12 protein-coding genes are annotated in these 15,735 nt (G+C 67.4%); 6 read left to right on the forward strand and 6 right to left on the reverse strand.

Going from position 1 to position 15,735, the window contains the following annotated elements; translation table 11 throughout:
- Positions 1-408: 408 nt before the first annotated feature.
- Positions 409-2,406 carry a TRAP transporter fused permease subunit gene (locus OKW78_RS03045; RefSeq protein ID WP_281193829.1) on the reverse strand — a complete coding sequence of 666 codons (1,998 nt, stop codon included), beginning with the start codon at positions 2,404-2,406 and terminating at the stop codon, positions 409-411.
- A gap of 206 nt (positions 2,407-2,612) precedes the next feature.
- Here OKW78_RS03045 and OKW78_RS03050 point away from each other — a divergent pair, with 206 nt between their 5' ends.
- Positions 2,613-3,701 (forward strand): 3-hydroxyacyl-CoA dehydrogenase family protein, encoded by a 1,089-nt coding sequence (locus OKW78_RS03050; RefSeq protein ID WP_281193830.1) that lies wholly within the window; start codon positions 2,613-2,615, stop codon positions 3,699-3,701.
- Here OKW78_RS03050 and OKW78_RS03055 read toward each other — a convergent pair.
- Positions 3,698-4,477 (reverse strand): SDR family NAD(P)-dependent oxidoreductase, encoded by a 780-nt coding sequence (locus OKW78_RS03055; RefSeq protein WP_281193831.1) that lies wholly within the window; start codon positions 4,475-4,477, stop codon positions 3,698-3,700. The two genes, OKW78_RS03050 and OKW78_RS03055, sit on opposite strands and share 4 nt — an antisense overlap.
- A gap of 80 nt (positions 4,478-4,557) precedes the next feature.
- Between OKW78_RS03055 and OKW78_RS03060 the strand changes: the two genes are divergently transcribed.
- Positions 4,558-5,505, forward strand: coding sequence for a D-2-hydroxyacid dehydrogenase (locus tag OKW78_RS03060; protein WP_281193832.1), 948 nt, complete (start codon positions 4,558-4,560; stop codon positions 5,503-5,505).
- A gap of 18 nt (positions 5,506-5,523) precedes the next feature.
- On the opposite strand, the gene OKW78_RS03065 is transcribed toward OKW78_RS03060, so the two are convergent.
- Complete coding sequence (locus OKW78_RS03065) at positions 5,524-6,885, reverse strand: DUF362 domain-containing protein (protein WP_281193833.1); 1,362 nt, start codon at positions 6,883-6,885, stop codon at positions 5,524-5,526.
- 112 nt (positions 6,886-6,997) lie between these two features.
- Between OKW78_RS03065 and OKW78_RS03070 the strand changes: the two genes are divergently transcribed.
- Positions 6,998-8,236, forward strand: coding sequence for a mandelate racemase/muconate lactonizing enzyme family protein (locus tag OKW78_RS03070; protein ID WP_281193834.1), 1,239 nt, complete (start codon positions 6,998-7,000; stop codon positions 8,234-8,236).
- Between the two features lie 469 nt (positions 8,237-8,705).
- Here OKW78_RS03070 and OKW78_RS03075 read toward each other — a convergent pair whose 3' ends face one another.
- Positions 8,706-8,909, reverse strand: coding sequence for a hypothetical protein (locus OKW78_RS03075; protein ID WP_281193835.1), 204 nt, complete (start codon positions 8,907-8,909; stop codon positions 8,706-8,708).
- 57 nt (positions 8,910-8,966) lie between these two features.
- Positions 8,967-10,037: a mannonate dehydratase gene (locus OKW78_RS03080; RefSeq protein ID WP_281193836.1), complete on the reverse strand. Its 1,071-nt coding sequence runs from the start codon at positions 10,035-10,037 to the stop codon at positions 8,967-8,969.
- Positions 10,038-10,243: 206 nt separating this feature from the next.
- Between OKW78_RS03080 and OKW78_RS03085 the strand changes: the two genes are divergently transcribed.
- Positions 10,244-11,476, forward strand: coding sequence for a mandelate racemase/muconate lactonizing enzyme family protein (locus tag OKW78_RS03085; protein ID WP_281193837.1), 1,233 nt, complete (start codon positions 10,244-10,246; stop codon positions 11,474-11,476).
- Positions 11,477-11,506: 30 nt separating this feature from the next.
- Here the strand turns inward: OKW78_RS03085 and OKW78_RS03090 are convergent, their stop codons facing one another.
- Positions 11,507-12,445: a 3-hydroxyacyl-CoA dehydrogenase family protein gene (locus OKW78_RS03090; protein WP_281193838.1), complete on the reverse strand. Its 939-nt coding sequence runs from the start codon at positions 12,443-12,445 to the stop codon at positions 11,507-11,509.
- 218 nt (positions 12,446-12,663) lie between these two features.
- Between OKW78_RS03090 and OKW78_RS03095 the strand changes: the two genes are divergently transcribed.
- Entirely contained in the window at positions 12,664-14,304 is a 1,641-nt protein-coding gene (locus tag OKW78_RS03095; RefSeq protein ID WP_281193839.1) for a thiamine pyrophosphate-binding protein, read from the forward strand.
- Positions 14,305-14,391: 87 nt separating this feature from the next.
- A complete protein-coding gene (locus OKW78_RS03100; protein ID WP_281193840.1) occupies positions 14,392-15,561 on the forward strand; it encodes a mandelate racemase family protein in 1,170 nt (389 codons plus the stop codon).
- Positions 15,562-15,735 lie beyond the last annotated feature (174 nt).

Raw genomic sequence — 15,735 nt, forward strand, 5'->3', positions numbered from 1 at the left:
CTCCCTTCGGTCGCCGCGTCCCTCGCGGGCTCCTCGCGGCCTCCGGCCGCTCGGAGGCGCGCCACCGCGGATCGATGCTTCTCTCACCTATATCGAGCATCCGCGAACGCAGTGAGCGAGGGGAACCCGACGTTCACGAGAGCGGAGCTCTCGTGCAGCCCATCAGAAATCGGAGATTTCTGAGGACGAGAAAAAGGTGGAAGTCGAGCGGTTCACCGACGGAGCCATCGGAGACGACGGAGTCGGCTTTTCCCTCCGGGATTCCCGGGGAGTAGCGTGTAACCGTCCCGTGGCACTCCGCGAGGAACGTCGAACGAAAGCGACTCGGCTCCGTCGGTTCTCGAGCGACCGTCGTGCGTCCGCGTGAGGAACTGGCTTCGTCGCCGAAGGAACGCCGCGCGGAGGCGGTCAGAGCCGCCGAGCGACGACGGACGGGAGAGTCGAGAGTGCCATCCCCCTGACCGCCATGACCTGCCAGGTGAAGAGTACCGCCGCGACGACGAAGCTCCCGAACCGGAGGTACTCGTTCGGGGCCGACATGATCACGACCCCGAGGACGACGAACACGAACCTGATCCCGTAGTTGGCGGCTCGGAGGGAGACCGCCTGCCGGTGGTAGTTCAGTCCGTGTACCATCGCCGCCGCGCCGACCAGGAGCAGGACCGACGAGAGGATCTTCGTGGCCGTGAACCCGCCGGTGATTATCTCCGGGTTGTAGATGAAGGTGAAGGGGAGGATGAAGAGCGGCGCGGCGATCTTGACCGACTCGATCGCGGTCCGCCAGAAGTTCGACTGTGCGATCCCGGTCGTCACCACCACGGCGATGGCGATCGGCGGGGTGATCCCGGACAGGATGGCCGCGTAGAACACGAAGAAGTGAACCGTGAGCCGGGCCAGCCCGAACCCTTCGATGAGCGCCGGCGCGACGAGCAACGCGACGATCGTGTAGGCGGCGACGGTCGGCATCCCCATCCCGAGGATGATGCAGATCAGCATCGCCAGGAGGAGCGCGAAGATGAGCACGCCGCCGGACAGCTCGATCAGCGCCAGCGCGAGTTTCCCGGGAACCCCGGTCGTCACCAGGATGTCGACGATCCCGTTTATCGCCGCGACGATGACGGCGATGGGCGCGAACATCAACGCACCGTAGCGCATCCCCTCGAGCGTCTGCGGGATGCCGACGAGGTACGACTCGTCACTGAACCCGAGCAGGCGCTCGAAGACCGGGAAGACGATCCCGGTACACACCATCGCGATGGAGGTGTAAAGCGCCGAGGTCATCACGGTCCACTGCGCGATCCCGAGCATGTAGATGAGGATGGCGAACGGGATCAGGAGCTTGACCGTCTCGAGCGCGAACGCGGGGGCCGACTTCCGTTCCTCGATGCCGGCGTCCGCGCTGCTCGTGTCGACCCCGCTACTGATGTTCTGGTTGAGCGCGGTGTAGTGGACCGCGATCGCGACGGAGATGTAGAACACGAGCGCCGGAACGATGCCGGCGACGACGACCTCGATGTACGTGATCCCGAGGATCGACGCCATGATGAACGCCGCCGCGCCCATCACGGGCGGCATGATCTGCCCGCCTGAGGAGGCGACCGCCTCGATCCCGCCCGCGGTGGACGGTTTCAGTCCCGCCTTCTTCATCAGGGGGATCGTCACGGAGCCGGTCATCGCCGCGTTGGCTACCTGCGCGCCGTTGATCGACCCGATCGCGAGGCTCGCCACGACCGCCGACTGCGCGATCCCGGAGCGGACGTACTCCGAGACGCGGAACGCGATGCGCATCACGTAGTCGAAAGCTCCGTAGCCGTTCAACAGTCCGGCGTACAGGAGGAACAGCGCCACCCACGCGGCGACGATCCCGCTTATCGACCCGAAGAAGCCGTCGAAGTCCGTCACGAACACGACGAGGATGCGGGTGAGGGAGAGCCCGCCGTGGCTGATGATCCCGGGGAGCGAGGCACCGAGCCAGGCGTAGAGCGCGCCTCCCCCGATGACCGCCAGGAACGCCATCCCGAACGCGCGGTAGATGAGGTAGAACATCGAGAACGTGAACAGAAGCGCCAACACATACTCGTGGTGGAACGCCGTCCCGGTCCGCTGGAACAGGAGTTCCTCGAAGTTGAGTATCAGGTACACCGTCGTCGTGGAGGTCGACAGGAGAACGATCCCCAGGAGGTAGAGGTCGAGGTAGTCGCGGTCCTCGATCGAGTCGATCGACTGCTCGATGACGTACATCCCGAAGGCGAGCCCGAACAGCCCGACGGTGTAGAGCGCCCGGGGCATCCGTTGCGTGAAGGCGTAGTAGATCGCCAGTCCCCATAGCACGAGCGAGAGCACCGTGAGGAGCTTTTCCACGGCGACCGTCGGCATGAAGGAGGAAGCGGACCTGTTTTCGGCCATGAGAGAACCATTCATATTGTCCATGATAAACGTTGTGTCTGGTGGTAGTACCTAACACACGCCACCGGCGGACGGGTGACCGATCGGTCGTCCCTCGCCGCTACCCGTCGCCGCCCGCGTCACGGTACCGTTCGCGTCCCGATACGGTTCGTGTCGCGGGACCGCCCGTGACAACGGTTATCCGCACGGTTCCCCAACGACCGACCATGTCGGACGACACCCCGACGGACGAGGCCGACTCCGCTGACGATGGAGCGACCGAATCCGAGCGGATCGAACGGATCGCGGTCGTCGGCGCGGGAACGATGGGTCACGGGATCGCGGCGGCGTTGGCCGGAGACGGCCGGTCCGTGACGGTGTACGACGTCGACGAGGACGCGCTGAACGCGGCACGCGAGGCGATCGAGGACGCGGTCGCGACGCTCGTCGAACACGAAGGACACGACCTCGAGGACGCTGCGCGGGTTCTCGGGTCGATCGCGTACGACTCGACGCTGTCGACCGCGGTCGCCGACGCCGACCTCGTGATCGAGGCCGTTCCGGAGGACGAGTCGATAAAGCGGGACGTCCTCGGGCGGATCGAACGCGCGGCCCCGCCGCACGCGGTCATCGCGACCAACACGTCGTCGTTCTCGATCACGAGGCTCGCCGACACGTTGGACCGCCCCGACCGGTTCCTCGGGACGCACTGGTTCCACCCGCCGCACATCGTCCCGGTCGTCGAGATCGTCCGCGGGGAGGCCACCGCCGACGGACCGGTCCGAGCCGTCGAGACGCTGCTCGAGGACGCGGGCAAGACCCCGGTCGTCGTCGAGAAGGACGTCCCGGGGTTCATCGGCAACCGCATCCAGTCCGCGATGGCACGCGAGGCGTGGGCGCTGCTCGAGGAGGGCGTCGCGAGCGCGGAGGACATCGACAAGGCCGTCAAGGGGACCTTCGGGTTCCGTCTCCCCGCCCTCGGCGTCTTCGAGAAGGGGGACCACTCCGGACTCGACATCCACGCGAAGGTCCTCGACGAGTTGCTCGGAGAGATAAACCGGGACACGTCGCCGTCGGCCGCGCTGACGGACTTGGTCGAGAACGGACGATACGGCGTCAAGACCGGGAGGGGGGTCTACGACTGGTCGGAGGTGGACGTTCCGGCGGCGACGGAGGACCGCGACCGGCAACTGCTCTCGTTGCTCTCGGTGTACGAGGAACGCGAGCGCCCGGCACCGAGGACCGGCTCGGCGGATCACCCGGCGGACGACCCGACGGCTCCCGACGATCCGGACGAAACGCCCGACGACCGCTAGTAGGTCACCTTTCCACCGCTGACGTTCACGCTCTGGCCGGTGACTCGGTCGGCTGCCGTCGAGCAGAGGTACGCGACGGTCCGGGCGACGTCCTCCGGCTGGACGAACTCGTTCCGCGGGCTCTTCGCCCGTTTCTCGTCCGCGACCGTCTCGGCGGACACTCCCCTCGCGTCCGCCTCGCGCTCGATCACGCGATCGATCCGGGGACCGGCGACGGAGCCCGGACAGACCGCGTTCGCGTTGACGTCGTGTGGTCCGCCCTCGACGGCGAGCGTCCGCGTGAGCCCCAAGAGGCCGCTCTTGGAGGCGGTGTACGGACTCCGCTGCGGAACCGGTCGTTTCCCCGACGCAGAGGAGATGTTGACGATCCGGCCGTAGCCGCGGGACTTCATCCCGCCGACCAGCTCCCGCGACATGAGGAACGCCCCGCGGAGGTTGACCCCGAGCGTGGCGTCCCACTCCTCGAGGGTCACGTCCTCGACGTCCTTCGTCGGGCCCGCGATGCCGGCGTTGTTTACCAGCACGTCCATCGCGCCGAACGCCTCTTCGGCGGTCTCGACGGCGTCCCGCACGCTCGTCTCGTCGCTCACGTCGGCGTCCACCGCCAGCGCCCGCACGCCGTACTCCTCGAGGTCGGCCACCGTCTCCGCCATGCCGTCGGCGTCGATGTCGGCGACGACGACGTCGAGCCCCCGTGACGCGAGCTCCGTACAGATCGCCCGACCGATCCCTCGGCCGCCGCCCGTCACCAGCGCGGTGTCTCCGATGATATCCATGTGGAGGCGGGTACGGCGCCGACGGGTATAGTTGTACGGCAAGGCAACGCTTTAACCACTCGGACGAGGAGGGGTACCACATGACGACCGTCGTCGTTCGACACGACCTGCCGATCCACGAAACGCTCGAGGGAACGCGTGACGGACTCACGGTCCGGACCGCACGCGACACCGCCGAGACCAAAGCACGGTTGGCCGACGCCGACGCGCTGGTGACCAACCCGGCGAGCTGGGACGACGAACTCCTCGAGAGCCTCGACGAGGGCGACTGGGTCCAGGCGACGAGCACCGGCTACGCCGCGTTCCCGGTCGAGGCGTTTCGCGAGCGCGGGATCACGTTCACGAACGCGACCGGCAACTACGGTGCGCCCGTCGCCGACCACGTGTTCGCGCTCGCGTTGGGGCTCGCGAGGGGGCTCCCGACGTTCCTCGACGAGCAGCGCGAGCGGAACTGGGACCGGACGAAGGGGGGCGAGCTGATCGACCTCGACGGCCGGACGCTGACCGTGGTCGGGATGGGGGACATCGGCGAGTCGGTCGCCCGCCGCGGGCTGGGGTTCGGCATGGACGTGTACGGCACGAAACGGACCCCCGCCGAGTACGACGGCGTGCTCCCCGCCGACCGCGTTCTCGAGCCGTCCGCGCTCGACCGGGTGATCGGCGAGACGGAGGTCCTCGCGCTCACCGTCCCGCTCACCGAAGAGACCCGCCACCTCGTGGACCGCTCGACGTTCGAGACGCTTCCCGACACCGCGTTCCTGATCAACGTCGCGCGCGGGCCGGTCGTCGACCAGGAGGCGCTGATCGAGGCGCTGGAGACCGGGCGGATCGCCGGCGCGGGGCTCGACGTCTTCGACCCGGAACCCCTGCCGGAGTCGTCGCCGCTCTGGGACCTCGACAACACGATCATCACGCCGCACGTGGGCGGCCGGTCGCGGGACTTCGTCGACCGGTTCGTCGACCTCTTCCTCCACAACTTCGACCGGCGTCGGGACGGCGGCGGCGAACTGAGAAACCGGATCGCCTGATCGGCCGACTCGACGAACTCAGTCCGATTCCGCCGAGGACGGCGAGGGTGCCGCGAGGTCCCCGTCGTCGAGCTGGACGGGCTCGGGCTCGGAGACGACCCGTAGGTCGTCCCGGTCGCGGGCGTCCTCGATCAGCGCCTCCGAGGCGTACAGCCGCTCGACGTTCATCGTGTCGGTCGCGCGGAGCAGCCGGACCTCGCCCGGCTCCCGGACGCCGACCGTCGACAGGCAGGCGACGATCCCCGCCCAGTCGGTCTCGACCGTCGCCGGGATCCGGGCGTTCTCGACGCTCCCGGCGGTCACCGTGTTGATCACCGTGTCCTCGACGTCCAGATCCGCGAGCAGGTCGCGGTGGACGAAGTCCGCCTGCCCGACGCCGGTGCCGTTGCCGTGTGAGGCGGGCGTCAGCGACCGGGTGTAGATCCGTCGAACGAACGGCGTCTCCGGCGAGGGCTCGTTGAAGGGGAGGATCCGTCCGGTGACGTTCGTGTCCATCCCCGAGCCGCTGACGTCCTTGCCCATGCGGTCGAACACCACCACGTCGAGGTCGTCGAAGGGGAGCTGGGGGAGCCGCTCGTAGGCGACCTCCAGCAGTTCGGCCTCGCGGTCGAGGAAGCCTGAGGCGGGCACCCCCTCGATAACCGTCGTGTCGTCGCGTTCGTCCTCCACGATCGCCACGCCGCCGACGGCGGGGAGCGTCTCGAGGAGTATCTCCGTGATCTCGGGGATCATGTTCCGGAAGCTCCAGTCGAGCGCCCACTCGTGGGCGGTCTTCGCGCCCCGCTGTTTCCCCATCCCGATGACGAGCATCTTCGAGAGGCCGCTCTCGACGTCGCCCGCGAACATCGTGTGGGGTTTTATCCGGTTGACGGGCAGGATGGCGTCCGCCGCGACCGCGTTCGCGTCGGCGTACACCGGGACGTCGCGGTCGGCGCTACGACCGACCTCCTCGACCTCCATCGTCGCCCGGATCTCACAGCCCATGGCCGACTCCGTGACCCCGTAGGAGGCCAGCACCTCGCGTTGTCCCTCGGCGGTCGCGCCGCCGTGGCTCCCCATCGCGGGGAAGACGAACGGGTCGTATCCGCGCGCTTTGACCTCCTCCACGGTCCCGCGGACGATCGCCTCCAGGTTCGCGATCCCCCGACTGCCGGCGCCGACGGCGACCTCGCCGCCGTCCGGTACGCCCTCGAACGGGAGGTCGTCCACGGCCGCGGCCGCGCGTGATTCGATCTCGTCCTCGGGGATCGGATCGGTGTCCCACACCTGCGCTATCACGCCGAGCGGCGGGAGGTCTCGGTCGCCACAGACGTCCCTGATCGTTTCCTCCGAGACGACCCGTCGTTCGTCGACGGGATCGACTGCTGGCTCTCGGTCCATACGCGATCCTGTCCCAGCCGGGTATTAAGTTCTCTCCCGGGCTTGAGATTCCGATCGGAAAGAACCCGCCAGTACCACCGGATTTATGTGGGTATCCGGGAACGGTTGCGGTATGCGGATAACTGACGTACGAGGCCATGCACTGTCCTCGCCGATCGAACCGCCGCAGACTCGCGATTTTCACGGAGGGAAGCGACGACTGCTGAAGCGAGACGTCGTGCTCGTCGTCGTCGAGACGGCCGACGGCGAGGTCGGGTTCGCGCCCGCCGGAGCGAGCAGCTCCGCGATGCGCGAGTACTTCGAGGGCGACTCGCAGGCCACGTTCGCCGACCTCGTTGAAGGGCCGATCGCCGACGCTTTGCAGGGGGAGACGGTCGACGCGGTGACGGACGCCCACGACCTGATCGACGCGACCGACCTCCCCGAGCGAGCCCGCCACGAGGCGGCCTCGGCGATCGACGTCGCGCTGTACGATCTCCGGGGCAAGCGGGCGGGCGCGCCGATCTACGAGCTGTTGTGCGAGGAGTACGGCACCGAGCCCGACACGCGGTTGCCGATGTACGCCAGCGCGGGGATGTACATGGAGCCGGAGGGGTACGCCGAGCAGGCGCGGATCATCGACGAGCTCGGCTTCTTCGGGTACAAGTATCGCCCCGGGATCGGTCCCGAGGGGGACCTCGAGACGATCGACCGCCTCGTCGACGCGGTCGACCGGACGGAGATCATGCTCGACTCCCACACGTGGTGGAAGCTCGAGGGAGGGACGTACGGCCCCGAGACGACCGCGGACATCGTGGAGTACGCGGGAGAGAAGGGTGCTTACTGGGTCGAAGAGCCCGTCGCACCCGACGACTACGACGGGTACGTCGAGTTGAGCGAACTCGGCGTTCCGCTGGCGGGCGGCGAGAGCGAGGAGTCCCCGGCCGGACTCCTCGAGCTCGGACGCACCGGTGCGGTCGACTTCCTCCAGGGCGACGTGCGCCACCATCGCGGCTACACCGGCTGCGCGGAGGCGATCGAGTTCTGTCGGGGACGGGACGTCGAGTTCGTCCCCCACAACTTCGGCACGTGGCTCGGGCTGATCGCGAACGCCCACCTGGTCGCCGCGGCACCCGAGGTCGACCTCCTGGAGTACCCGGTCTTCGAGGACGACCCCGCGCTCGATTCCGATGAGGATCCCGGGATGTACCCCTTCGACCTGGCGTTCGACGTCATCGAGGAGACCGTCGACGTCGACGACGGGAAGCTGAGCGTCCCGGACGGTCCCGGCCTCGGGGTGACCGTCGACCTCGACGTGATCGAGGAGTATCCGCCGACCGAGGGCGCGTGGACCGAGTTCATCTACGACTAGCGTTCACCGTGTGGGTGTCACAGAATCGTTCTCACACCCGTATCAAGGATCGTTCGAGATAGACGAAGTAACGACCGATCACAGTGCGGTGGCGCGCCGGTGAGCGCCCGAATGGGCGCGAACCCGACCGCGAGGGACGCGGCGAACGAAGTGAGCCGCGAGGCTGGGGAGGTGCGAGGTGCGGGGCTGTGCGGGGCGGGGTGGGATTCAAAGGGGCAGTTGTGAGGACGAAGCACGACGCAGTAAGCACCGCAGAGAGTGAGCGTAGCGAACGACTGAGGAGCACAACGAGTCGCACGAGTCCTCACAACTGGGGCTTTGGAGATGGTCACCGCACCAACAACGATTCACTCTCGATCAAACGATTCGTACTACTTGCAGGCACGTTCTCACGACTGGTTCGTTTCGAGACCGTGAAATAAACACTATCGACCCCCTCCCCGGTCCGGTTCCGACCGTACCGCCCCTGTCACGCCGACTCCCACCGCTCGGGCGCGACTCCGGCGAACGCGACGAGCCGTGGGTACGCGACGCCGACCGCGACCGCGACGGCGACGCCGACGTATATCGGGAGGTCGTAGCCGGCCCGTTCGATCCCGTCGACGACGACGAGGATCGCCCCGATCATCACCAGGTAGTGTAACAGGAGGTACGGGAAGTTGCCTCGATCCATGGGCGGACTCGAACGCCCCGAAGCAAAACGGTGTCGGCAGGACCAGGTTCCCGACCGTTATTCCGCGAGCGCGCCCTTGAGGAGTCCGCGGAGGTAGCCCGCGGTGAACCCTCGGGCTCGGTGGCCCCAGTCGGTGTCGTCGCGCATCTCCGGGACGTGGTCCGGGATGACGATCCCGTCGAATCCGGTCTCGATCAGGGTCCGCATCACCTCGAACTCGTCGTAGTTGCCGCAGTCGACGAACGTCTCGTTGAACGACTCGGCCGTCCCCTCCACGTCCCGGAAGTGGACGAACACGACGTCGCCGCGCTCGCCGAACTCGCGGACGACGTCGACCACGTCCACACCCATCTCGGAGAAACAGCCGAGACACAGCTTCAGCCCGTGGTTATCGCTCGGCACCGCGTCCATCGCCCGGCGGAAGCTCTCCACGTTCCTGAACAGCCGCGGAATTCCGCCGATCGACTCGATGTTCGGGGGGTCGATGGGGTGGAGCGCGAGGGTGACGCCGGCCTCCTCGGCGACCGGCAGGACCTCCCGGAGGAACTCCTCGTAGTTCTCCCATAGCTCCGCTTCGGTGTACTCGCGGTCGAGTGCGGGGTCGCCCGCGTCCTCGACGTCGGAGAGATCGAAGCTCGTTCCCTCGGCGTCGCCGCGCACCGGGACGGTCCCGGTCCGCATCGGCACCACGCCCCGGGGGTTCCACTGGTAGCCGAGGACCGGCAGGCCGGCCTCGCCCATGTTCCTGAGGAGCGTCTTGATCGATTCGAGCTGTTTCTCCGCGCCCGGCCGGCCGAACTTGATGTCGCCGTAACAGTTGTATCCCAGCGTGTGGATCCCGGCGAGTCGGACGTCGTGGGCGGCACACGCTGCCACGAGCGACTCCAAGTACTCGACCGAAGGGACGTCGTCGGGCCCGAGCGGGAGCCGTCGGTCGGTCTCCGTGCGATCGCTCTCGTCGGCGAAGATGTCGCCGCCGGTCCCGCCGCCGGGCTCGGTCGGGTTGACGAAGACGTCGCTCACGCCCAGCTGGCGGACGTACTGGAGGCGTTCGTCCGAGAGCGTGTTCGTCCGGAAGCCGACGCGCGGCCCCGAGGGTGTCCGGTCTCCGCTATCTGACTGATCCATACGTCACCGTGTCGAAAGGACGGCTATAGGCGTTTCGGTGGGTACGGATACTGGCCGTTGGTCGCGGATACCGCCCGCTCACGCGGGACTGACCGCGTCGATACGCGACGGTGGCGTCGATCCGCGTCAGTGGCGTCGATCCGCGGGGGCGGAGACGACAGCTTTAATCCGTCCGGTTGAAACGCGTCAACACGAGCCACCCGACCATGTACGAGGACTTTGCCACCAAGCTGGCGACGACGATGTGGGGCGATTACGACCGGACCCCCGAACGCGACACGGAGAGCCCCGAGATAACCGACGTCGACACGGTCGTCGTCGACGGGAACTTCCCGTGGACGATCGTGACGATCGAGACCGACGCGGGCGTGACGGGGATCGGCGAGGCGTACCCCTCGCCCGGCGTCCACGAGATCATCACCGACTACCTCCGACCGGTCCTGGTGGGTGAGAACCCGCTCGACGTCGAGCGGCTCTACCACCTGATGCGCGAGAGCCTCTCCGGCCGCGGGTCCCAGCAGGGGGTCGCGACGATCGCGATAAGCGGCGTCGAGCTCGCGCTGTGGGACACCGCGGGAAAGGCGCTCGACCAGCCCGTCTACCAGCTGCTCGGCGGGAAGATGCGCGACGAGGTGCGGATCTACGCGGACTGTCACGCCGGCGAGTCCATGATCGACGCCGCGATCGAGGGGCAACGTCGGGAGACGTATCGGCCGGAGGCGTACGCCGAGGAGGCCCGGGACGCGGTCGACGAGGGGTTCGACCTCATCAAGTTCGACCTCGACGTCCCGTCCGGCCACGAGATAGGGACGAAGTCCCGGCATCTCACCGGTCCCGAGGTCGAACACAAGCGGCGGCTGGTGGCGGCCGTCGCGGAGGAGGTCGGCGACGAGGCGGAGTTCGCGTTCGACCTCCACTGGAACTTCAACCGCGAGTCGGCCAAACGCGTCTGTGACGTCATCGAGGAGTACGACCCCGTCTGGATCGAGGACCCGCTGCCGCCGGAGAACACCGAGGCGATGGCGAACTTCGCGGCGAACGTCGACGTGCCGGTCCTGACCGGGGAGAACCGCTACGGCCGTCACGGCTTCCGTGACCTCCTCGAGACGGGCGCGGTCGACTTCGTCGCCCCGGACACCCCGAAGACGGGCGGGATCGCGGAGACGAAGAAGATCGGCGACCTCGCGGACACCTACTACTGCGCGCTCGCCCCGCACAACATCGGGAGTCCCGTCGCGACGATGGCGGGAGTCCACGTCGGCGCGACCGTCCCGAACTTCCTCGCGCTGGAGTTCCACGCCCGCGACGTCCCGTGGTGGGAGGACATGGTCGAGCGGTCCGAGCCGCTGATCCAGGACGGACGGATCCGAGTGCCGGACGCTCCCGGCCTCGGCATCGAACTCGACTGGGACGTCGTCGAGGAGCACCGGAAACGCTAGCGACGGTCCTCCAGCTCTCCGAATCCGTCCTCACTCCTCGAACGAGTCGAACACTCGACCGAGCGTGGCGAGTCGCCGATCCCGTCGTCGGAGGACCTCGTCGTCGGACTCGTCGTACTCCAGGAAGCCGCGGCCCGACTCGATCCCCGTCCGTCCGGAATCGAGGAGTTCCTCGAAGGTGTCCTGGGCCTCCTCGTCGTTACACAGGTGTGGGTAGAGGTGATCGGCGACCGTTCGGAACTGGTCGACGCCGGCGATGTCCATCGTCTCGAAGGGCCCGATGACCGCGGTCCGTCGGGCGTAGCCGTCACGGACCGCGGCGTTGATGTCCTCCACTGACGCGACGTCCTCCTCCAGGAGGTGGACGCACTCGCGGACGACCGCGTTCTGGATCCGGTTCCAGACGAACCCGGGAACGTCCCTTTCGACCGTGATCGGTCGCCGATCGACGTCCTCGAGGAACGCACGCGTTCGGTCCATCGTTCGGTCGGAGGTCCGCTCGCCCCGGACGACCTCGACCGGCTCCAGTAGGTACGGCGGGAACCACCAGTGGCAGCCGACGACGCGTTCTGCGGCGTCCGGCACCGCCTCGGCGATCTCCGTGACCGGGATCCCGGAGGTGTTCGACGCGAGGACCGCGTCCGACGGTGCCGCCGCCGCGACCGCGGAGAACACGTCGCGTTTGGTCGCCAGGTCCTCGGGGACCGTCTCGAGCACGAGGTCGGCGTCGGCGACGCCCGTCGAGAGGTCGGTCGTCGTCGAGACGGCCTCGACCACCGACTCCGGCGACCGCTCGGTGAGTCCCCCTTCCCGGAGTTCCTCGACCGCGTTCCCCATCCGATCCGCCGCTCGTTCGAGGTTCTCCTCGCGGTGGTCGACGAGCGTGACGTCCTGGTCGTGGAGCGTGAAGTGGACGCCGAACCCCTGTCCCATGTTCCCGGCACCGACGACCGTGACGTTCCGTGTCATACGCCACCCAGGCGGGTAGTCGGCAAATAAGGTTCGGTGGGAGATCCGTTCGGTGCGGTCGGTGGGACGCGTCGGTTCGTTCGGCATGCGGTCACCGCCGGTACCTCGACCGAACGCCCGGCGGCTGGACGTGACTGGAGCGCGACACGGACGGGGGCGGGTCACGCTCACGGCTACCAAAACGTTTTATTGTGGTTCCGCCATCTACCTAGCAGCCAATGAAAAACAGCGACGCGATCATCGACTGTCTCACCGCGAACGGGATCGGCACGGTGTTCGGGATCCCGGGCAAACAGACGTTGCCGCTGAACGAGAGCATCAGCGAGCGGGACGACATCGACTTCGTCATGGCTCGACACGAAACGAACGTGTCCCATCAGGCGTGGGGATACGCCGAGTCGAGCGGGGAGATGGCGGCGACCGTCGTGATCCCGGGTCCCGGCGATATGAACGCGATGAACGGGCTGAAGAACGCCCTCAACGACTGTACGCCCCTTCTCCACATCGCCGTCGAGACGGAGCCCGAGATCCGGGGCGGCGACGGGATCCACGAGACGCCGCCGGACACCTACGACAACGTCGTCAAGGAGAACGTCACCGTCGAGACGCCACAGAGCACGGTCGCCGAGCTGGAACGCGCCATCTCGATCGCCCAAACCGCCCCGAAGGGGCCGGTCCGGGTCGGCATCCCGAAGAACTTCGTCCCGATGGAGATCGAGCCGGCCGCCGCGGGCGACATCGAGGTTCCCGAGCCGTGGGACGCGCCTGAACCCGAAGTCCGCGAGGCGAGCGAGCTCCTCGCCGCGGCCGACGAGCCGATGATCGTCGCCGGCGGCGGCGTCCGGGCGGCCGACGCGAGCGAGGAGCTACTGGCCGTCGCGGAGTCGCTCGAGGCACCCGTGGCGACGACCTACAAGGGGAAGGCGACCTTCCCGGAGGACCATCCCCTCTTCGCCGGCATGCTCTGTGGCGGGACGAGCACGGAACTGAAGCGGTGTCTCGAGGGATCGGACGTCCTCGTCGGCGTCGGCACCGACTTCGACGCGGTGTGGACCAAACACTGGTCGTACGAGTTCCCCGAGGAGCTCGTCCACGTCACGATGAACCCCTCGGACATCGGGACGGGCTACGAGCCGAGCGTCGGGATCGTCGCCGACGCGGCGCGGACGCTTGCGGCGGTTGACGCGGAACTCGCGGACCTGTCGGTGACGGGCGGTGACGGCGAGGCACGGGCACGCGAGGTTCGCGAGGCCGAGGCCGAGCGGCTGGCGGAACTGCGGGACGTCTCCGAAGCGCCGCTCACGACGGTGAGCGCGGTGACGGCGATCCGCGACGCGCTTCCGCGGGAGAGCGTCGTCACGGCCGACGCCGGCGGCTCGCGGATCTGGACGCTGATGTCGTTCCCGACGTACGAGCCACGAGCCTACGTCAACCCCGGCTCCTGGGCGTCGATGGGGCTCTCGATCCCGGCCGCGGTCGGCGCGGCGGTCGCCAACCCCGACCGGCCGGTCGCCGCCGTCATCGGCGAGGGCGGGCTCCTGATGTGTGTCGAGGAGCTCCACACGATCGCCGCGGAGTCGCTCGACGTGGTCGTGTTCGTGTTCAACAACGACGACTACGCGATCATCAGCGAGGAGGCGGAGCGGTCCTACGGACTCGGCGAGGGAGCCTACGGGTGGCCCGAGTCGCCGCTCGATTGTCGGGACATCGCGAAGGGGATGGGCCTCGACACGGCTCGTGCGGAGACTCCCGCGGAGATCGTCGACGCGACCGAGGCCGCACTGGAGGGCGGTCCGACTCTCATAGAGATCCCCACCGACCCCTACGAGCCACAGGCGGGGACGTTCATGACTCAGTGAGAGACGGGGAATATCCGAGCCAACGATACCCACGGGACACGATCTCCCACCACAACCTATTTACTCGGTGTCGGGATGGGTACGGACGTGACACCAGAGATCACCAAGATCGAGTCGACCGAGTTCTCCTACGAGATCGAGGACGTGGGCTACAGTCCGAACGGTTTCAGCGTCGTCTACGAGCCGGGCGCGACGAACACGCGGAAGCTGTTCGCGATCAAGGTCCACACGGATACCGGAATTACCGGCGAGTACGTCGGCGGAAACTCGCCGGGCGCGGCCCAGATCAACATGTTCGCCGACTACCTGATCGGCAAGAACCCGTTCGACCGCGAGAAACACTGGAGCACGATCAACCGAGCGCTCCGGAAGTACGACCGGATGGGGATCGGCCCGATCGACATCGCGCTCTGGGACTTCGCCGGGAAGTACTACGACGCGCCGATCCACGAGCTCCTCGGTACCTATCGGGAGCGGTTCCCCGCGTACGCGTCGACGTATCAGGGCGACGAGAACGGCGGGCTCGACTCGCCGGAGGCGTTCGCCGACTTCGCGGAGGAGTGTCGCGATCTGGGATACGGAGCGTACAAGATACATGACTGGGGGGGCGACTGGACCGATCCGGACAAGACGGTCGAGACGGTCCTCGAGGTCGGCGAACGCGTCGGCGACGAGATGGACCTGATGCTCGATCCGGCCTGTGAGCCCCCGACGTTCGCCGACGCCATACGGATCGGGAAGGCCTGCGACGAGGCCGACTTCTTCTGGTACGAGGATCCCTACCGCGACGGCGGCGTCTCCCAGCACGGCCACCGGAAGCTCCGCGAGATCCTCGACACGCCGCTCCTACAGACGGAACACGTCCGCGGCTTCGAGGCCCACACCGACTTCGTGGCGAACGACGCGACCGACTTCGTCCGGGCCGATCCCGAATACGACGGCGGGATCACCGGCGCGATGAAGATCGCGAGGATGACGGAGGGATTCGGCCTCGACGTCGAACTCCACGCGCCCGGACCCGCACACCGACACTGTATCGCGGCGATCCGGAACACGAACTACTACGAGATCGCCTTAGTCCACCCGGACTGTCGGAACACCCAACCGCCGGTGTACGACTGCGACTACTCGGACTTCCTCGACACCGTCGACGACGACGGCATGGTGACCGTGCCCGACGGTCCCGGGCTCGGCGTGGAGTACGACTGGGATTTCATCGAGGAGAACGCCACGGGGAGCGTCCACGTCTACGAATAGGGCACGCGGTCTCGGACGTTCGCCAGCTCGGAACGCCGGGATGACGATGACCACGTGGCACGTAGATACCAGCGAGAACGGCGAGCTGCGGTCGTCGTCGCGCACGGAGGTGGGTCTCCCCCCGGACGACGGTCGTGATCGGCCACACCGGACCGTTCGTTTGGCTATAGGGAA

The organism is Halorubrum sp. F4 (assembly GCF_027257195.1).
Classification (GTDB): Archaea; Halobacteriota; Halobacteria; order Halobacteriales; family Haloferacaceae; genus Halorubrum.